This is a genomic window from Rivularia sp. UHCC 0363 (assembly GCF_034931125.1).
GTDB lineage: Bacteria > Cyanobacteriota > Cyanobacteriia > Cyanobacteriales > Nostocaceae > Rivularia.
Window position 1 is genome coordinate 42495 of record NZ_JAYGHM010000008.1, and the last position, 18768, is coordinate 61262.

At 38.5% G+C, this 18768-nt stretch carries 19 protein-coding genes; 8 read left to right on the forward strand and 11 right to left on the reverse strand.

Annotated elements, in window-relative coordinates:
* Positions 1–14: 14 nt before the first annotated feature.
* From VB797_RS06790 to VB797_RS06805, 4 genes are all read left to right on the forward strand, one after another.
* The gene (locus VB797_RS06790) at positions 15–473 is read left to right on the forward strand and encodes a pyridoxamine 5'-phosphate oxidase family protein (protein WP_323236991.1); all 459 of its coding nucleotides are present in this window, start codon (positions 15–17) and stop codon (positions 471–473) included.
* 68 nt (positions 474–541) lie between these two features.
* Positions 542–3202, forward strand: coding sequence for a cation-translocating P-type ATPase (locus tag VB797_RS06795; protein WP_323236905.1), 2661 nt, complete (start codon positions 542–544; stop codon positions 3200–3202).
* 148 nt (positions 3203–3350) lie between these two features.
* Positions 3351–4124 carry a cation-transporting P-type ATPase gene (locus VB797_RS06800; RefSeq protein ID WP_323236906.1) on the forward strand — a complete coding sequence of 258 codons (774 nt, stop codon included), beginning with the start codon at positions 3351–3353 and terminating at the stop codon, positions 4122–4124.
* On the forward strand, positions 4121–5197 hold the full coding sequence (locus VB797_RS06805) for an HAD-IC family P-type ATPase (protein WP_323236907.1): 1077 nt from the start codon (positions 4121–4123) through the stop codon (positions 5195–5197). The genes VB797_RS06800 and VB797_RS06805 overlap by 4 nt, the downstream gene beginning before the upstream one ends.
* Positions 5198–5348: 151 nt before the next feature.
* Here VB797_RS06805 and VB797_RS34965 read toward each other — a convergent pair whose 3' ends face one another.
* From VB797_RS34965 to VB797_RS06840, 8 genes are all read right to left on the reverse strand, one after another.
* Positions 5349–5468, reverse strand: coding sequence for a DUF2252 family protein (locus VB797_RS34965; RefSeq protein WP_416350847.1), 120 nt, complete (start codon positions 5466–5468; stop codon positions 5349–5351).
* A gap of 575 nt (positions 5469–6043) precedes the next feature.
* Positions 6044–6520 carry a transposase family protein gene (locus VB797_RS06810; RefSeq protein ID WP_323236992.1) on the reverse strand — a complete coding sequence of 159 codons (477 nt, stop codon included), beginning with the start codon at positions 6518–6520 and terminating at the stop codon, positions 6044–6046.
* On the reverse strand, positions 6495–8786 hold the full coding sequence (locus VB797_RS06815; protein ID WP_323236908.1) for a putative Ig domain-containing protein: 2292 nt from the start codon (positions 8784–8786) through the stop codon (positions 6495–6497). Before VB797_RS06815 ends, VB797_RS06810 begins: the two co-directional genes overlap by 26 nt.
* A gap of 550 nt (positions 8787–9336) precedes the next feature.
* The gene (locus VB797_RS06820; protein WP_323236909.1) at positions 9337–9609 is read right to left on the reverse strand and encodes a hypothetical protein; all 273 of its coding nucleotides are present in this window, start codon (positions 9607–9609) and stop codon (positions 9337–9339) included.
* A gap of 20 nt (positions 9610–9629) precedes the next feature.
* Positions 9630–10208, reverse strand: coding sequence for a GNAT family N-acetyltransferase (locus VB797_RS06825; protein ID WP_323236910.1), 579 nt, complete (start codon positions 10206–10208; stop codon positions 9630–9632).
* A 107-nt stretch (positions 10209–10315) separates the two neighbouring features.
* A complete protein-coding gene (locus VB797_RS06830) occupies positions 10316–10624 on the reverse strand; it encodes a hypothetical protein (protein WP_323236998.1) in 309 nt (102 codons plus the stop codon).
* 47 nt (positions 10625–10671) lie between these two features.
* Positions 10672–11793, reverse strand: a complete 1122-nt coding sequence (locus tag VB797_RS06835; RefSeq protein ID WP_323236911.1) for a hypothetical protein — start codon at positions 11791–11793, stop codon at positions 10672–10674.
* 71 nt (positions 11794–11864) lie between these two features.
* The gene (locus VB797_RS06840) at positions 11865–12188 is read right to left on the reverse strand and encodes a hypothetical protein (RefSeq protein ID WP_323236912.1); all 324 of its coding nucleotides are present in this window, start codon (positions 12186–12188) and stop codon (positions 11865–11867) included.
* A 190-nt stretch (positions 12189–12378) separates the two neighbouring features.
* Here VB797_RS06840 and VB797_RS06845 point away from each other — a divergent pair, with 190 nt between their 5' ends.
* Positions 12379–12759 carry a hypothetical protein gene (locus VB797_RS06845; protein ID WP_323236913.1) on the forward strand — a complete coding sequence of 127 codons (381 nt, stop codon included), beginning with the start codon at positions 12379–12381 and terminating at the stop codon, positions 12757–12759.
* 584 nt (positions 12760–13343) lie between these two features.
* Here the strand turns inward: VB797_RS06845 and rppB are convergent.
* Together rppB and rppA are read right to left on the reverse strand one after the other, a co-directional pair.
* Positions 13344–14711, reverse strand: a complete 1368-nt coding sequence (gene rppB, locus VB797_RS06850; RefSeq protein ID WP_323236914.1) for a two-component system sensor histidine kinase RppB — start codon at positions 14709–14711, stop codon at positions 13344–13346.
* 8 nt (positions 14712–14719) lie between these two features.
* Positions 14720–15415, reverse strand: a complete 696-nt coding sequence (gene rppA / locus VB797_RS06855; protein ID WP_323236915.1) for a two-component system response regulator RppA — start codon at positions 15413–15415, stop codon at positions 14720–14722.
* A 439-nt stretch (positions 15416–15854) separates the two neighbouring features.
* Here rppA and VB797_RS06860 point away from each other — a divergent pair, with 439 nt between their 5' ends.
* From VB797_RS06860 to VB797_RS06870, 3 genes are all read left to right on the forward strand, one after another.
* Positions 15855–16265, forward strand: a complete 411-nt coding sequence (locus tag VB797_RS06860; protein ID WP_323236916.1) for a YkvA family protein — start codon at positions 15855–15857, stop codon at positions 16263–16265.
* A 301-nt stretch (positions 16266–16566) separates the two neighbouring features.
* On the forward strand, positions 16567–17247 hold the full coding sequence (locus VB797_RS06865) for a response regulator transcription factor (protein ID WP_323236993.1): 681 nt from the start codon (positions 16567–16569) through the stop codon (positions 17245–17247).
* A gap of 35 nt (positions 17248–17282) precedes the next feature.
* Positions 17283–18524 carry a HAMP domain-containing sensor histidine kinase gene (locus VB797_RS06870; protein WP_323236917.1) on the forward strand — a complete coding sequence of 414 codons (1242 nt, stop codon included), beginning with the start codon at positions 17283–17285 and terminating at the stop codon, positions 18522–18524.
* Positions 18525–18531: 7 nt separating this feature from the next.
* On the opposite strand, the gene VB797_RS06875 is transcribed toward VB797_RS06870, so the two are convergent.
* Entirely contained in the window at positions 18532–18768 is a 237-nt protein-coding gene (locus tag VB797_RS06875; protein WP_323236994.1) for a DUF2127 domain-containing protein, read from the reverse strand.

Consider the following 18768-nt stretch of genomic DNA (forward strand, 5'->3'; position numbering starts at 1 on the left):
TAGATATTGATGAAATGAGTTCAGAAGAAATACACGAACTCCTACACAAAATAGGATACGGTCATCTGGGCTGTATACACGAAGGCAAACCCTACGTTGTTCCAATGTATTATTATCTCCAAGATTCAGACATCTACTTATTTACAACGGTCGGCATGAAGACTCATGACATAGATGCAAATCCAGAAATCTGCCTACAGGTAGAAGAAATTCATGGTCCGCTTCATTGGCGCAGCGTGATTGTAATGGGTCGAGTCGAGCGTCTGACTGTAAAGGAAGACATTGATCGTGCAATGAAATTCATTAAAGAGCGAAATCCAGCACTTTCTCCTGCAATCAATCGAACTTGGCTCGACTCCTGGGGACGTGCGGAGGCAATTGCTATCTACCGTATTTATCAGAGCGAGATGATAGGACGTACTACTGATGGAGCTAGCAGCCTCAATAAAATTGAAAGCTTAAAGCAACTATAGATAATTATATTTCTGTTCAACATTGCCAATTTCTTTTTGTGGAGTTCTCTATAGGAAAAAGCTGAATTATGGTTGAATATGCACAGCATCTCAATACTGTAGCTGACTTATCTGAGCAAGAAGCAAACGGTTTGCCGTCTGCGACAGCGATCGCTCGGCTCAAAGATGAAGGCTACAATGAACTCCCCTCCTCGCGATCACATAATCTTTTATCGTTCGTTTGGGATACCGTTAAAGACCCGATATTCCTATTACTAGTAGGTGGTGGTATCATCTATTGGATTTTAGGCGATCTACAGGAAGCCTTGATTTTGCTGGGTTTCGTCTTCTTCATCACTGGGATTAGCCTTTACCAGGAAGGTAAGACTGAACACGCCCTAGAAGCCTTGCGCGATCTTTCCAGTCCTCGCGCCTTGGTGATTCGGGATGGGGAGCGAAAACGGATTGCAGGGCGAGAAGTTGTTCGGGGAGATGTCTTAGTTTTGGCAGAAGGCGATCGCGTTCCTGCCGATGCAATGGTGCTGTCCTGCACAAATTTATCAACCGATGAATCATTATTAACAGGTGAATCTTTACCAGTCCGTAAAATTGCTGCCGCCGGTACCGTGGAAATGGCACGTCCGGGGGGCGATGAGTTACCGTTTGTGTATTCTGGCACCTTGGTAGTTCAAGGACAGGGAATTGCTCAAGTCCAAGCGGTGGGCGCTCAAACGGAGATGGGCAAGATTGGTAAGGCTTTGCAAAAAGTCAAGCCTGAACCGACTCCTCTACAACAGGAAATGACTCGGTTGGTGAGCCGCTTATTTGGTATCGCTTTATTGTTGTGTGTGGCGATCGTCGTGATTTATGGACTGACGCGAGGAGATTGGCTCAAAGGATTTCTTGCGGGTATTACCTTAGCGATGGCAATTTTGCCAAACGAATTTCCGGTTGTCGTGACGATTTTCTTAGCATTAGGAGCTTGGCGCATTTCTCAGAAACACGTCTTAGCTCGTCGTGCTTCCGCCGTGGAAACCTTGGGTTCCGCAACGGTTCTGTGTGTGGATAAAACTGGGACGCTGACTTTAAATCAGATGGCTGTACAACAGCTATTCGCATACAACAAGGCAGAAAATCCTCACCCATATAATTTGGAATTGCATTTACGCGAGTTGCTCCCCGAAGCATTTCATGAATTAGTCGAGTTCTGCATTCTAGCCAGTCAGCGAGATCCATTTGATCCGATGGAAAAAGCATTCAAGCAATTGGGCGATACCTATCTCGCGCATACTGAACATTTGCATAACGATTGGATACTGTTACGAGAATATCCGCTCTCACCACAGCTATTGGCAATGTCTCACGTTTGGCAGTCAGATGACGGACAGCAGTATGAAATTGCAGCCAAAGGAGCGCCGGAAGCGATCGCGGATCTCTGCCATTTCACGCCCCAACAGCAGAAAATTATGGCAGCCCAAATCGGTGAAATGGCAGATCAGGGATTACGTGTCTTAGGCGTTGCCAAAGCCTCTCTTGTTGGTGCGCCACCGCCATTTTTACCGCCTCATCCGTCGCTCAATCCGAATCATTTACCTGACGAGCAACATGACTTTCCTTTTCAATTTCTCGGATTGGTGGGACTGTCCGATCCAGTGCGTCCAAATGTTGCGGCGGCGATTCAAGAATGTTACACCGCAGGTATTCGAGTAGTCATGATTACGGGTGATTATCCCGGAACGGCTCAAACTATTGCCCGTCAGATTGGATTGATGCAAATGGGAGCAATTCTCACAGGCTCAGAATTGGATATGATGAGTGACCTTGAACTCCAGGAGCGTATTCAAAGTACAAATATCTTTGCGCGAGCGGTTCCCGAACAAAAACTGCGGTTGGTTAATGCTTTGAAAGCCAAGGGTGAAGTCGTTGCCATGACTGGGGATGGTGTGAATGATGCCCCTGCTCTCAAATCTGCCCAAATCGGGATTGCGATGGGACAGCGAGGTACAGATGTTGCCCGTGAATCTGCGGCGTTAGTGTTATTAGATGATGATTTTTCGTCCATCGTGCAAGCGGTGAAAATGGGACGGCGAATTTTTGATAATCTCCGCAAAGCAATGGCATATTTGCTAGCGATTCACATTCCCATTGCTGGGATGTCTTTGATTCCAGTTTTGTTTAAGTTGCCGTTAGTATTACTTCCCGTTCACGTTGCCTTTCTACATTTAATTATTGATCCAGCTTGCTCCATCGTTTTAGAAGCCGAACCCGCAGAAGCAACGGTGATGCAGCGTCCTCCCCGCAACCCCAAAGAACCATTATTTGGCAGGAAAACGCTCTCGTTGGCACTACTGCAAGGGAGCGGAATTTTAGCGATCGCTCTCGTGATTTTTGTGGTTGCGCTCTATCGCAAACAAGGTGAACTTGATGCCCGTGCCTTAACATTTACAACGTTGATTTTGGCAAATTTAGGACTAATTTTGAGCGAAGGTTCTTCATCGCGCCTCAGCCTAAAAATACTGAAATCTCCTAATGCTGCCCTTTGGTGGGTGATTGGTGGGGGACTGGCTTTTCTAGCGATCGTGTTGTATGTCCCGTTCTTGCGTCAATTGTTTAGCTTTTCCTTTTTACACCCAATCGATCTGGCAATTTGTTTGGGCGGTGGGGCGATCGCACTGCTTTGGTTTGAACAGTTAAAGTTTCTCAATCGACCCCAACGAGCTATTAAATCTAAATTAGCAAAACCTATCTAAGAAAATATATCATGATCAACTACCCCGCCTATCTAAGAAGATGGAGGAGGTTTAACTGGTTCCGCGATCAAATTACAAATCCCATCCACAGCAATCCAAGAGTGGCAAACCATTTCTGCTCGTTGACTAACCGCAAAAGCCTAAACCGATGAATCCCCAACTCTCCACGTTTTGGAGCTTACCTACGGACCAGGTGCTTCAGCAGATGCACTCTACAACCTCCGGATTAAGCCGTCAAGATGCCAAACAACGTCTGAACGACTACGGCGCAAACAGCCTCAAACAAAAACACAAATCGAGTGGATGGATGCTGTTGCTCAATCAGTTTAAGAGTCCGATTATCTTGATTCTGATTTTTGCGGCGGTGCTATCGATTTTTCTTAAAGATGCGGCAGATGCTATCATCATTTTAGCAATTGTCCTCATCAGTGGGCTATTAGGATTTTGGCAAGAGCAAGGAGCCTCGAAAGCCGTCGAAAAATTATTAGCTTTAGTGCAAGTCAAAGCAACTGTTTTGAGAGATGGTCAATCTCAAGAAATTCCTAATGGGGAAGTAGTTCCCGGTGACATTGTGGTACTTTGTGCTGGTAAAAATATCCCGGGTGACTGTCTAGTTTTAGAATCGAAAGATTTATCGGTAAATGAAGCAGCACTTACAGGAGAAACCTATCCAATTGACAAACTAAGTGGTGTATTGCCTGCGGGTACTGGACTCAGCCAACGCACAAATTCCCTTTATATGGGAACTAATGTAATTAGTGGAACGGCGACCGCAGTAGTTATTTATACCGGAGAAGAGACTGAGTTCGGCAAAGTCTCAGAACGACTGAAACTCAGACCGAGCGAAACCGAATTTGAAAAGGGACTTAGTAAGTTTGGCTACTTTCTCATGGAAGTAACGCTAATTTTGGTCGTTCTATGACATTTCTCGGCTACCTCGCTCTTTTCGATCCGCCAAAAGCTGGCATTGCTGATACCCTCAGAGAGTTGGAACTGTTAGGAATCACCCCGAAGATGATTACCGGAGATAGCAAGGCGGTTGCAATGAGTATCATTCAACAGGTAGGACTGCCTGAACCAAAGGTTTTGACCGGACTCCACCTAGAGGAACTCAGTGATGAAGCCTTGATGCATCAAGTACAACATACAAATGTCTTTGCCGAAGTAGAGCCAAATCAAAAAGAGCGCATCATCATCGCCCTCAAAAAAGCAGGGAATGTGGTGGGATATATGGGTGACGGTATTAACGATGCATCTGCGCTTCATGCTGCGGATGTGGGCATTTCCGTAGAAAGTGCTGTGGATGTAGCCAAGGAAGCAGCTGACATTGTATTAATGGCAAAGGATTTGAATGTCCTGATCGAAGGCGTAAAGGAAGGACGGGTGACATTTGCCAACACTTTAAAATATGTATTTATGGCGACTAGCGCCAATTTTGGTAATATGTTTAGTATGGCGGGAATTTCTCTATTTCTACCCTTTTTGCCTCTGCTGCCCAGTCAAATTTTGCTGACGAACCTATTAACCGATTTCCCAGAATTGACGATCGCAACAGATCGGGTAGACAAGGAGCTAGTCAACAAACCTCGGCGGATGGATATCAAGTTTATCCGCAACTTCATGATTGTGTTTGGTTTGCTGAGTTCAATATTTGATTATCTCACATTTGGGGCGCTGCTGTTGCTGCTGCACGCTCAACCAGGACAGTTTAGAACAGGCTGGTTTTTGGAGTCTGTAATCTCCGCTTCCCTGGTTGTGCTAGTTGTTCGTACCCGGCAATCCATTTTCAACAGTAAGCCAGGAAAATACTTGTTGAGGGCAACCTTGACAACTATCGGAGTGACAATAATTATTCCCTGGACACCATTAGCAACTCTGTTCGGATTTCAACCATTGCCCTGGCATTTTGTGCTGGGTCTGGCTGCGATCGTGTTGTTTTACGTGACTGCTGCCGAGAATGTGAAACAAGTATTTTACAATCACGTAAAATTTTAGTATTTCTCAATACCTTCGCCATATCGCTGGATTCTTGCATTAGATGCTGCCCCGCTACAACTCTTTGAGTGTGGTTATCGTAAGCACTTTTCCCTGCATAGGGTAAGTAACTGAAGCACGAGCTTCCTTAATTTGCAACAATAAAGCATCCTTATCTCCCACTCACCAGAAGGGCAACACCACAACGGGTGCCGACACTGCCAACTCCTACCACTTTCATCGCTACATCAATAATGTGATTTAACTGCTGATGATGTAATTTTAGCAGCAGCCGTGATAGAGTTTACCCGTTTTTGGCTCATGCATTAACTGGTTTCCAGTCGGAGGCTGGGAACCCATGACCAGAGGCTCTGCCTCCACTTGAAAGCCAACACAAAAACTGTATGAACTTGAAATATCCACCTTAATGTGGGGCGTGCTGTAGGTTTTCCTAATTGGTTATACAGCACAATACTGGAAAACTTGGCGAATTAATCCTGCTGCGAAAAATTTAGGCTATGAACAAATTCCATTGACGATTGCTCAAGAATTTACAAATAATCTAGCCTCCGATGTCGGAAATCATAATCTTCAAAATAGTTTATTGTTTTATTTTAAGGACAACAATTCCAATAGACATCTCCGAAAATAACCAAACTCTTACTATAACTACCTTTTAAATTGCGATAGCGTTCGCGTAAGCGTGTCCCCTTGGGACTCAGCGCTGCTGCAAGCAGAACACCTAACCGCAAAGGTAGTTACTTTATACACAGGAATAGGTGTTTGATACATTTCCTATTAATAACTAGCAAAAAGATAGTATATATTTTTATTATTTTCTTCTTAATACATTAAGTTTTATCATAGCTATAAAATAAATGTACCTATCCGTAATCTCACAAGCCCACAAATAGTCATAATTATCTGTTCATACTTTTTTGAATTTAATCTAAATCTTTCTTTAACTACTCTATAAATTTTTATTACTCGAATTAAGTGTTCTACAAAAATGCGTTCAGATGCTAGCTCTTTATTTTTTTGTTTATCTTCAGTAGTTAATTCTTTATTGTAGGGTTTCTTTTTAGGAGTTTTTATTGATTTTCCTCCTTGATATGCTTGATCACCATGAAATTTTTGTTTTACATCAAATCTGTTTTGGCTTTCATTAAACATACTAATATCGCTTTTCGGACCGGGTTCTCCTGCAACTATATCAACAATATCTTTTCCTGAAGGTAAAACGATTAATTGACTTTTCATAGTATGATTTACTTTCTTGCCTGAATAATATTTTTTTTGTTCTTCATACTCCCCAGGTCTAACAAGAGGGCTGCTCGTAGCTATCTACTATCAACTCATACTCTGTTAAATTTTCTTTAACAATCTCGCTGTCACTGGAGTTTTTTTTACCTCGCTCCGAGTTGACAAACTGTACCGTTTCCCCAGTAAAAGAAGTAATTCCACTATCGCTATAAACTAAACTAATACCATTTGCTGCAACCTGCTCGGTAATTCCTTTATCGCTATCAATTAAATATTTTGTACCATCAGCAGCACTAAGCGTAAAGGAAGCTCCCTCAAAATCCCCACTTCCTGGGTTATAAGCTATCCCAGTATTTAACTGATATAAACGATTTCCGCTCCTAGTTAACTTAGCATCAACAGAATTCAAAGTATAGTTAACACCAGCATCCGCAACCCAAGCGGGGGTGTAATAAGTTAAACCAGGGATTTGCTGAAGAAGCGGAGTAAAGGTAAATCCGACACGCTCCCCAGTAGGTGTGGTGAGGTACAATCTCGTTCCCACACGGAAGGGTTCGTATACTCCCAAATCTTCTCTTCCCGTCAGCGGTACGTTAGTTTGAATATTGGTATCGGTGCTGAATCTCCAGGTGTTATCTAAAGAATTGTAGGTACGAGTGAGATTGAGGGGGAGAGAGGAGAAATTGTACGTTAAATCGGTTTCGCTGCGGGTATAAGCGGTTTTTGCGGTACTATTAACTTCGACAACGGTTTGTGTACTATTTGTACGTCCGCTGATATCAGTTGCAGTTAATCGTAATTGATGGAAACCGTTATTTAATTTATTGGGGTCAATTTGGGTGAGGATATTATTATCAACTGTATTATCCCCGGTGGCGATCGCCTTATAGTTCATTTCCCCAAAATCAGCTATCTCCAACAACCAATTATCAAGATTAACGTCAGATACCTGACCAACAATATTAGTAATATTACTTATAATATTCGCATTGATAGCAGGAGCTAACTTAACAATCGGAGCATCGTTATCGAGAGGATTGCGTACCTTAATTACCGTAGAAGCATTACCAACTCTACCATCCGCATCAGTCGCAACAGCAACTATTTCAACTTTACCAGGAGATGTAGGAGTAAACTTAAATCTGCCAAATCGATCAACTGCTACTTCTTCTCCATTAACTTTAGCGGTAATATTCGCAATATCCGCAAAACTATCAGCAAAAGCTGTTATCGTAACGCTTTGATTCGGTATAACCGGGAAACTCGGAGTTAAATCGAGATTTACGGTGGGATTCGTAGCTGTGAGAGCAACTTTAATTAACGCATTTTCTGTAACAGTACTTATTCCATCACTAACAGAGAAATTAATGCTGTAATCATCAACCTGTCCCGGATTTGGTGTCCAGTTGAATTCCCCAGTTTGTACATTTAAGGTCGCACCTTCTGGTAAAATGTCAGCACTGTAAGTTAATTGTGTATTGCTATCTGGGTCAGAACCATCAAGGATAAAGTTCATATTTTCTCCTAATGCGATCGCACGGTTGGATACTTTAAGAAGTGGATTGCGATTGGTATCGCTAATCAGGACATTAACATCTCGTTTACCAATTGCTCCAAATGCATCGATCGCTTCAAAGGTAAATTTATATTGTCCGCTTTGATTGTAAGTAGGTTTCCAGTTAAATTCTCCGGTGCGGGTATCGAATGATGCACCTGTTGGCAGGTTATCAACCGAGTAAATAGCTTTTTCAAAGTCGTAATCAACAGCGTTGACATTGAATTTCACCTCGGAGTTTTCTCTACCAACTTGGGTGGGTAAAGGAATGATTACGGGTGAACGATTGGTGTTTTCTACTTCGATATATAAGGTTTGGGTAGAAGAAAAATTTCCATCGGTAGCGGTGATGGTAATGTTATCGTAAATTCCAGATTGGGTGTAATTTGGTGTCCATTTGAGTAAACCCGTCTCTGGATTCAAGTCAGCATTTTGCGGGAGATTTGTAGCGGTATAGGTAAGTTTATCACCGTCGGAATCTGTTGCTTGTAATTGTAATTCTAAAGTTTCTGCTTCTTTGAGAGTTAAGTTAGGAACTGGGGATAAGTTGGGAGCGGTATTATTATTACGGACAACTATATTAAAGGTTTGAGTGTCGCTGAATATTTCATTGACGTTACCATTTCCGCTATCGGTAACTTGAATGGTGACGGGATAGGTGATATCTATATTATCCGTTGTTGGAAGAAACGAGAAACTTGCTGTACCGTATTTGGTATTTGGAACAAAAGTAGCTCCCGTTGGTATTCCTTGAATATCAAAGGTTAAATTATCTTGATTATTATCTCCCACAATTAAATCAAATTTGAGAGTTTCACCAACAACCGCTACCTTATCACCGATATATTTAATTTGTGCAGCATCGTTTGTTCCTCCAACGGTGATATTAAAGGTTTTTTCTGTGTAAAGCGGGGTTTCTTCGTCGCTGCGGATTTCTTCTACTATTAAGGTAAAGCTATAGCTACCGCTAATATCCTTATTTGTCGGGGAAACTCTAATTAAAGCAGTACCATCCCCGTTATCGACAAAGTTGATAAATTCTGGAATGGAAAACCCAGCTTCCCTTTCTCTTACTAAACTAAAGCGTAAATTATCATTTTCTGCATCGGTTGCTGTAATTATAAATTCTGTGGATTCCCCTTTGAGTACCGATAGATTCTCGCAACAATTATTAACTCAGTGTAAATACTGCCAAAAAAGTTTTTTAGTACGTTTTTATAACTTCATATATTATCTCACTTTTCGTCAACAACTAAAATTTTTAGTTAGTTAAGGGAAATTGAAAAATAAATATCCAGCTTTTAGAAGGAACCATCTGGGTATTTTATTAGTTGAAAGTGTTTTATTTGTTATTCCTCTTCTGCTTTTCTGCTAATAACATTTCTTCGTATTCTTGGGTAGATTTAAGCTTTTCTATAAGCTTTTTCCTGTGAGCGCGTAATTTTTCAAGTTGTGATTCGATATAGTCGGTTTCAAGGAACTCTTTTACAGCTAGTCGTTGTTTTTCAGCAGAAGGAAAACGACCTACAAATGCACTCGATTCTAATTCATCCATTCGTTTCCATCTTGCAACTTGTTCTGGTGTAGGTTGATACTTTTGTAATTTTTGTGACATAAATTTAATCCTTTTTTATTTTAATCAAAACTAGCGGATTCCCTTTTTTGTTCGAGGTCAAGAAGAAACATTGATGCTTCATTATAAGTTAGTATCATATCTCCAGAAATATCTGTTTCTATAAATCCTATATCTTGATAAAATTTTATAGCGCCTGGAATTGGAATTAATTTTAATATGTTAGGCAAACCTTGTTGTCGGCTTTCAATTATTATACCTTCAATTAACGATGTTGCTGCACCCTTCCTTTTCTCTGCCAGCGGATACTCAATTGTATTCCAGGGACTATTTGTTATACTTTCTATTTCTAGGCAATTTATTAGTTCTTCATCTAATAAGATTGATGTTTCTTGAATCCTACAAACAGCGGCTAATAAACCTTGATCGTCTATTACACCTCTAATTAATTGCTCTTTCTCAAAAATATCACTGGCTATTTCTCTTATTTTGTAAATACATCTATAGAAGTTTGTATCAATATAATTTTCTTCATTACCTTGATAATAAGTATCAACGTATTCCCTTATTTTATTTTCCCAAACAATTAAACCTTGTTGCAATTCTGTTGTCGCACCAATAATGTATCTAAATTCGTTCATTCTTTTAGTAAAAAAAATCGCCTATTTCTTATTTTATAATATATGTAGCTTAATTTTTAAATACTTTTAATATTAAAAAATTTATTTAAACGACAAATATTTATTAGTTAAGAAATGCCGCTTTTTCTATTTCCAGTAACTATGAGAAAATCATTAAGAATAAAAAGACCTGTTGAGAAAAATTGAAATACCTGAGCCACTCCGTACACTCTTCGTGACGCGGGTTTGGGCATTAATTTTAGCAAATCTTCCTTATTGACTATTTGCCTATTAGCACTTTCCTTTGTCCCTCCAACGGTAATATTAATTAAGTTTTTATCGATGTCGGACGCAATCTCAGGAAGAAACAGTTCGAGAAATTCGATGAAAAACGTAGAAATCAATTCTTTAAATAAGCGGTCGTGGTTAATAGCCATAATACTTGAATAAGCAGTGTTTTGTTATCGTATAATTGAATTAAACATTAAGATAAAATAACATCATTTGAGCAACGCACACCGCCATCGTCCATCAATAAAAGCGCTTCTGTTCGCAATCGATTACCAACCCATTCCAATTCAATAGGATTCGTAATTGATGCATCCGCTATCAATTGCGGTAAATTGGATAACCACTTTTTATAATATGTCCCTGAATAACCAATTATTACCGCTAAAGCTTTACTATTCCTTTTCGTAATATCAGTGAAAACTTTCCATTGCTCGGAAATAGGTACGCTCGCACAAAAATTCACAATCGATGCAACCAATTCTTCTACTTGTTTAAACTCTTCTGAACCAATATGCATAATATTTTCGACAACACCTAACAAATTAGCGCTTAGTAATGCCGTCTCTTGAGTTGCTGCTGAATTGAAAATTATATTGTCTGAAAAAACTGCATAGTTTTCTGATACAGACTTGGAAACAAGCTGTTCGTCAAGGTAATTGCCGATTTCAGCATCACCACTGTCTTGACTTTCTGTCTGATGACTTTCATTAGTCGAGGATGTATCGGTTTCTACATCATCTTTCTGCTGGCTATCGGATACCACTAAACGTCCTTCAATAAATGCCTGTCGTAGCGCTACAGCTTCGGCAACTATTTGTTGAGCGCTTTTACCTTCGGAGTCCATCATGTGCTGTAAAGCCACACCAGTCACTTCATCATCAATCGGTGGTACCTGACAATATCTTTTACCATTGCGATCGCGTCGCCATATAGTTGGTTTTTCTGGTTTACTCGTTCTAGGCTTGCGAGAAAGTTTGATTAGTTCGCGTACCTTTTCCTGAGTGATAGAGCCGATATCAAGAAGCTGCTCGATCACATTCGCGTATTTTTTATTTTGTTTGGAAAGCCCGAATAAGGTATCAGGTTCGATTTCGGCTAAGTCTAGGGGTGAGAATTTCTCGAAGGTTTGAGCAACTTTGAGATATTTCTTATCTTCCTTCTCCCATCCCCACTCTCGGAGTAATTGCTTATATGCCTTGCCCGATAATTCTAGTTTCTGTTTTGCCAGGTAGAAAGCGTTGTGCAAAATATTGCTCGTTGCTTTACCTAGAGATTCAGGTAAGTTATGTTTTTTTGGAATTGTAGTGATGACCATTGGTGATTCCCCAGTTTTTTTTGAAGCGAACAAGAACCAGCCATTTCCGCAAAGGAAACGACTGAAAAAATCTATGCGGTAACGAATGCGTTCATTTCAACGATGAACATGACTGCATCTTTACTATTTTCAAAGTGCGGCTTCAGTGGATAACTATATGGCTGAGATATCCATAAATCGTTGGCTACATCTCGTTGGAAGGTTCTTAGTAATCGCCCAGAATGCCACACTCGGCGGTATATTTCATCTTCAACAGAATCTACTTCTACGCTTCCAATAATTAACTGTTTGCTCTGCTTCTCAAGAAGTTGTTCGACTTGAAACTGATTCTCATCGCTACAACTTGAATGTAGTAGACAACGGGTATTCGATTGCACTATACTTGGATCAAACATATTTAAATTCTCCATCCAGAGGATTTAGCAGAAGCAGACGCGATTCCGCCAAGAATTAGAGCGCCTGCTTTTGCTTTTGTTTCACTTACGTAAATATATAACGAAGTGAACAATAGTGTCAAGGGGGTGTTGAACTTTTTTTATAATTAAGTAGTGTTAAAATGTCGTGTAAATGAAGCACTGTACAGCTATGAGTAAGACAAAAGACGTTGGAGTTTTGTTAGAAGATGTTACGGTAGATACCCCACTACCAAAAGCGAAATCGTATAGAGTCAGTTACCAAGGACAAATTTTTCGTTGTAGAGAATATAATTCAAGAGGTAACAAATATTTTTACTTGGAAAAAAATCATCAGTATAAAAAGCTAACTCAATTTCTTGGCAAGCCAGAAGAGTTGAATGCCGTATTAATAAAAGAAGCAGCGGTAAAAATACTCTTATTGATGCAAAAACGCTCTTCAGAGTTTGAAGCAGAGGTAGAGACTGAAAAAGACCTTCGTACTTTGGTTATGGAATTGCAAGCAGAAGTAGCACGCTTAAGTAAAAAGGTGGATTCTTTACAAGCTGGATGAGAAGGCTAATAAAATAGTTCTTCACTAAGTTATGTTGACAATCAAAGATTAGTTGAAACAGTTCTGCTACTTTCCTTATTTACAATTCTTCAGTATGATGAAAAATCCCAAGAGATTTATCTATAGCATCAACAGTTCTTGCAAATCAAGGAATCTTCTTAACAAGAAATCTGCAAGATTTTGAGAAAGTTCCAGGTTTTACTATCTAAGATTGCTCAAGTTAGCTTTTTATAAAAAATCGTCATGAAAATGCCAATCTTTCAAGTCTGGTCGTAATTTTTAATATTTTATGGTACTTTCTTCCTTCTCAGATCACAAAGCCGTATAAACGACATTCAATTAAGTCAAATTTGAGAGTACAAAATCTGGGTTATCAGCATCAAAAGCAAATGCATTGAAGCGTAACTGCTCTCCTTGGTGCTTGTCATGCAGTCCTTAAAGACCTAGCTTTCTTTGCCGTCGTGTTGGATGTTGAGTAGTGCGTCGGTTTGAGTAAATTCGGAGGTTATTCCTGCTAGGGGTGTAAAGGTGTTGATGTTGAGAAGGGCGACTTCAATGCTCTACATGAGTTATCTTGAATCATTTCAAGCATTTATTATTAATTTTGTAAGGGAGGATCGATCGCAAGGTAATGTAACTATGAAAGTGCTACCTTTCCCAATTTCACTTTCCACGTTTAAACTACCATGATGTGACAATACAATTGCTTGTGCGATCGCCAATCCTAACCCCGAACCTCCAGTATGACGAGAGCGATCGCTATTAACTCGATAAAAGCGGTCAAAGACATGAGACAATTCATTCTTGGCAATACCAATACCAGTATCTTGTACTCGAATCTCAGTATCCGAATCATAACTATCTAAAATAACTGTGACTTCCCCACCAGGTAAAGTATATTGAATTGCATTCACAATCAAATTAGAAAATAAACGATAAAGCTGTTCGGAATTACCAATAATCTTTATATCTTTATGCACGCGAATTTCAGAATTAAGAATTACTTTAGCCGAAATTGCCATAGCTGCAAATTCTTCTACCAAGTCGGTAATAATATCATTTAAAGAACACAATTCCCCCTGCACGGAGATAGATTGTCTATCGAAGCGAGAAAGCATTAATAAATCTACAACTAAACTGCTAAGTCGATAATTTTGACGTTTGATAGTTCCAAGAATGTCCCATGCTTCTTTAATATCTAAATCTGGCATTAATAACGCTGATTCTATTGTTGCTTGCGTCGCGGCTAAAGGTGTTCTTAACTCATGTGCGGCATCGGCTGTAAATTGCTGAATTTGTCTGTAAGATTGATAAATTGGTCGCATTGCTAAACCTGCCAACCACCAGCTAGCAACAGCAACCATCATCATTGAAATTGGTAATCCTACTACCAAACTTAATTTAACCGCATCCATATAGCTGTTAACGTCGGCAATATTTCTTCCTACTTGTAAATATCCCCAATCGCGATTATCTGTAGTGTGTAAAATTAATGACATTTGATGGTAAAAACTACCAGCATCATCTTGAATAGTTTGCCAAAGTTTCGTGTTCAAATCTGAAGATTCCGTTTGAGGTAACGAACCAGAAATAGCAATCAAACGTGTCGATTTATCAAATAAACGCACGTAATAACTTTGATGAATTGCATTTAATATATGGCGTTGAGAAGTCGCTCGATTCGATATACAACCCGTTTCAACGACACAAAGATTTGGTAAAATTTCTTTTACAATTGGCTCTAATTTTCCCGGTTGTCTTAGCTTTAGTTCTAAATTATTATGTAAAGATTTAGCAACGAATTCTAATTCTCTATCCAAGGCTACCGTATGGGCATGAGATACTGCCGTGTAGAAACCGATGCCGCATACAGTTAAAATTAAACCCATGACAATGGCATACCAAAGTGCCAAACGAATCCGGGTACCTTGAAACAGTTTATTTTGATTCATGCTTATAACTAATTCTTAAAATTAAAGCGATATCCCATACCATGCAAAGTTTCAATTGGATTTCCACAGCCACTCGAAGCTAATTTACGTCGTAACAAACGTACCTGTGCTGCAACTACATTGCTACTCGATTCTGCACTTGCTTCCCAAAGTTGGTTGCGAATTTGTTCGGTTGTAAGAATTTGATTTGGATGCTTCATAAAATATTCTAGTAATTGAAATTCTTTGTTAGTCAAAGACATTTCTTGTTTATCTTCCGAAGCATTTTGATTAATAATTGTATTATTGCCGTAATCTAATGTTAAATTGCCCATCATTAATTTTTGGGGTTGAAACTGAGGTACCCTTCTTTGTAAAGCCCGCAACCTTGCTAATAATTCCTCCATTCCAAAAGGTTTAACTAAGTAATCGTCTGCACCCGCATCCAAACCAGCCACCTTATCTTCCATACTATCTTTAGCTGTTAGCATTAAAACTGGCATCGCATTTTGATTTTGACGCAATTTTTTACACAGTTCCAATCCTGACATTCCAGGGAGCAGCCAATCAAAAATACCGATGGTATATTCCGTCCATCGATCTTCTAAATATCCCCATGCTTCATTTCCATCCATAACCCAGTCAACTAAATATTTTTGCGCTTGTAAAACTCGCTTAATGGCTGCACCTAAATCCGGTTCGTCTTCTACTAATAACACTCTCATAACAAAGTAATTCGTTGACTGTAACAAACTTCACTCTAAAAATAGATTGACATAAATTTATGAAATCAAGATGAAAACTAAAGTGAGATCGTGTTCGCTTAAAACTTATCATATCTGTGAGGATAGGTAATTGGTAATTCGTAATGGGTAATAAAAAATTATTAACATTTGGGTCATATAGTAAGTAATTAGCCCTCTGAATGTGTCAATCAAATTCTCTATCCTCTTGCTGATTAAAAGCTTAAGAAATCTAAATATTAGTTCAGAGTAGTCATTGTAATACCTGATATTGTGAAGTAAGAATAACTACATTTTTCTGTACGTTAAGTTCCGTAGGGAATCAGTTTGCGAAAAAAACTTAGTCAGTAAAAAAGACTGAAGGGGAATGGAGAGCAATGGGAGTTTTAATAATTTATCCTTACTTATAATTCTTTGACCGATGAAAAAAAATAGCATATTCCAAAATTGGAAACAAAGAGTTAGAAAGCTTAAACAAGAAACCTCTGCTCTTTATTACGCCAGCAAAGACCCAAGAACACCTTGGTATGCTAAATTTCTTGCTATCTGTGTAGTTGCTTATCTACTTAGTCCGATTGATTTGATTCCGGATGTAATTCCTATACTGGGTTATTTGGATGATTTGGTATTGATACCGTTAGGAATTTTTTTACTTTTGAAGTTAATACCTAAAACTGTAATGGATGAATCTCGCCAAAAGGCAAAAGTAATTGAGAATATACCAAACAGCAAATTTATCACAATAATTATAGTTTGCATCTGGATATTTACCGGAATGCTAACAGTTTTTTTGGTTTATAGTTTGTACCAAAACAGTAAAAAATCATTTTAGTGATTAATGCTCATGTTGTTTCACCTTCCAATTAAATTATTGTTGAAAATGAAATTTATCGAGACTAAAACATTCGATTAAAACTGAAGTATGCGAAGCGGCTAAAGAATGGATTCTAAATCATATTTGTTTTATTTTTATGATCATTTTATGAAAATTTACAAAATGTAGATATAAATCTTCCTAACTTCTTGACATTTAAGCTTTATTGTGAAAAACAAACTGAATTCAACACTATAAAATTGTTTTACCATAAACTAATATGCTTGATTTTGTTGACAAGAAGGTAAAAGCTGAAACCATGAAAATCCTAATTGTGGAAGATGATAGTCGAATAGCTAAACCGCTAGCTGAGGATTTAAGACACCAACATCATGCAGTTGATATTGCTGCTGATGGAATAGAAGGATGGGATTATGCTCAATCAACTGAGTATGACTTAATATTATTAGATTTGATGTTACCGCGCTTGGATGGTATTAGTCTTTGCAAAAGATTGCGGGCAAAAAAATCCAATGCTTTGATTTTGATGCTAACAGCAAAAGATACTACCAGCGATAAAGTAATTGGACTCGATGCAGGAGCAGATGATTATCTAATAAAACCGTTTGAATTAGAAGAATTAGCTGCACGTATTCGCGCTTTATCCCGGAGAACTCCAGAAGTTAAATCATCAATTTTAACTCACGGGAAACTGCAACTCGAACCCAATAAGAACGAAGTTATTTATGCGGATAATCCGATAATTTTAACGCCTAAAGAATACTTAATTTTAGAATACTTTTTGCGTCATCCTCAACAAGTTTTAACTCGTGCGGCGATTCTTGATAAACTTTGGGAAATTGATAAATGTTCTGGAGAAGGAACAGTTAAAACTCATATTACTAATTTACGTAGTAAACTTAGAGCCGCAGGGAGTTCGGATAATTTGATTGAAACAGTTTATGGTATGGGTTATCGTCTGAATGCAATTGATTATTAAAACAGGAATTAGGTATTATAAATTCCTTGAAAATTATGTTTAAAAAAATTCGCGATCGCCTACTTTTATCTAACTTAATTGTATTTGCAGCTATTCTCGCAGGATTTTCTATTGTTGTGCGAGTTGTTTTTGTTCGCAGTTTTAATCGGCAATTCACAGATAAGCTTGTTGCTTTAGGACAAGGTGTGACTGTAGATGCAGAGTTAAAAACCGGAAAATTAGAAATTGATGAACATTGGCAAGTCAGAGATTTGGCTGCTCGTAAAGGTGGTTTACAGTGGTTTGATACGCAAGGTAATTTACTCAAACAGCAGGGTAAATATATCGTAAATTTACCTTTGAATCCAAATACAATCGTAGACGTTCAAACAGATGAAGAAAGAGGAATTAAAGCAGTAACTTTACCGATACTAGATAATCAAATTCAACAAAAAATTGGTTATGTCAGAGTCAGTCAATCTCTAGAAGAATTTAATGAAACTATCCAAAAATTAGATTTGGGCTTGGTTTCTGGTGTTGTTTTCGCTTTAATTTTAAGTGGAATTGGGGGATTATGGCTCAACCGTCAAGCAATGCAGCCAATTGAAGAAAGTTTTAAACGTCTCAAGCAATTTACCGCTGACGCAAGTCATGAGTTACGCAATCCTTTAATGGCAATTAAAAGTAATACCGCAGTTGCTTTAAAGTATCCCCAAGGAATGAGAAATATTGATCGAGAAAAATTTACCGCTATTGCCAGCGCTACTAATCAAATGACTCAGTTAACTGAGGATTTATTGCTTTTAAGCCGCACTGATAAAGTTACCGATAATGAACAAAAAACTGTTAATTTGACTAGTATTATATCTAATTTAATCCAATTATATCAACCTCAAGCACAAGTTAAAAACATAGATTTACAAGTAGAAAATAAAAATAATTTGTTATTGCTTGGAGATGCAAAACAATTGAGTCGAGCGTTAGGTAATATTATTCAAAATGCGATTTACTATACTGATTCTAGTGGAAAAGTCAAAGTTACAGCTACGCGGATTGCTTGTTTTGTTCAAGTAATAGTTAGAGATACAGGTGTAGGTATTGCACCAGAAAATTTACAGCTAATTTTTGAGCGTTTTTGGCGTTCCGATCAAGCTCGTTCTTATGAGTCAGGTGGTTCTGGTTTAGGTTTAGCAATTTCTCAAGCAATTGTGCAGAATCATGGGGGTTCGATTACTGTTAGTAGTCAATTAAATGTTGGTAGTTATTTTACTGTACGTTTACCTACTTACCTTGAATAGATTTCATTTAATGAATATTTTGTTTGCGATGTTTGCTAATGTGATTCCATAAATACCAAAGTATAGTTAAATTTATGAAAAATACGATTAATTTTAAAAAGCTAAATTTTTTAATTAACTCAAAAATTTCCGGTGGTATACTGATACCGACTAAAGCTAATACTAACAATTTTGCACAAGATTTTTCATACCATAAACCAATAGCTTCAATAGCAGTTACAAAAGCATATATGGCAGCAACGAT

Excerpts from the sequence above, each read along its gene's own strand:
- VB797_RS06790 (WP_323236991.1), top strand. The coding sequence starts at position 15 with ATGAGTTCAGAAGAAATACACGAACTCCTACACAAAATAGGATACGGT.
- VB797_RS06795 (WP_323236905.1), top strand. The coding sequence starts at position 542 with ATGGTTGAATATGCACAGCATCTCAATACTGTAGCTGACTTATCTGAG.
- VB797_RS06800 (WP_323236906.1), top strand. The coding sequence starts at position 3,351 with ATGAATCCCCAACTCTCCACGTTTTGGAGCTTACCTACGGACCAGGTG.
- VB797_RS06805 (WP_323236907.1), top strand. The coding sequence starts at position 4,121 with ATGACATTTCTCGGCTACCTCGCTCTTTTCGATCCGCCAAAAGCTGGC.
- VB797_RS06820 (WP_323236909.1), bottom strand. The coding sequence starts at position 9,609 with ATGTCACAAAAATTACAAAAGTATCAACCTACACCAGAACAAGTTGCA.
- VB797_RS06825 (WP_323236910.1), bottom strand. The coding sequence starts at position 10,208 with ATGAACGAATTTAGATACATTATTGGTGCGACAACAGAATTGCAACAA.
- VB797_RS06830 (WP_323236998.1), bottom strand. The coding sequence starts at position 10,624 with ATGGCTATTAACCACGACCGCTTATTTAAAGAATTGATTTCTACGTTT.
- VB797_RS06835 (WP_323236911.1), bottom strand. The coding sequence starts at position 11,793 with ATGGTCATCACTACAATTCCAAAAAAACATAACTTACCTGAATCTCTA.
- VB797_RS06840 (WP_323236912.1), bottom strand. The coding sequence starts at position 12,188 with ATGTTTGATCCAAGTATAGTGCAATCGAATACCCGTTGTCTACTACAT.
- VB797_RS06845 (WP_323236913.1), top strand. The coding sequence starts at position 12,379 with ATGAGTAAGACAAAAGACGTTGGAGTTTTGTTAGAAGATGTTACGGTA.
- rppB (WP_323236914.1), bottom strand. The coding sequence starts at position 14,711 with ATGAATCAAAATAAACTGTTTCAAGGTACCCGGATTCGTTTGGCACTT.
- rppA (WP_323236915.1), bottom strand. The coding sequence starts at position 15,415 with ATGAGAGTGTTATTAGTAGAAGACGAACCGGATTTAGGTGCAGCCATT.
- VB797_RS06860 (WP_323236916.1), top strand. The coding sequence starts at position 15,855 with ATGAAAAAAAATAGCATATTCCAAAATTGGAAACAAAGAGTTAGAAAG.
- VB797_RS06865 (WP_323236993.1), top strand. The coding sequence starts at position 16,567 with ATGAAAATCCTAATTGTGGAAGATGATAGTCGAATAGCTAAACCGCTA.
- VB797_RS06870 (WP_323236917.1), top strand. The coding sequence starts at position 17,283 with ATGTTTAAAAAAATTCGCGATCGCCTACTTTTATCTAACTTAATTGTA.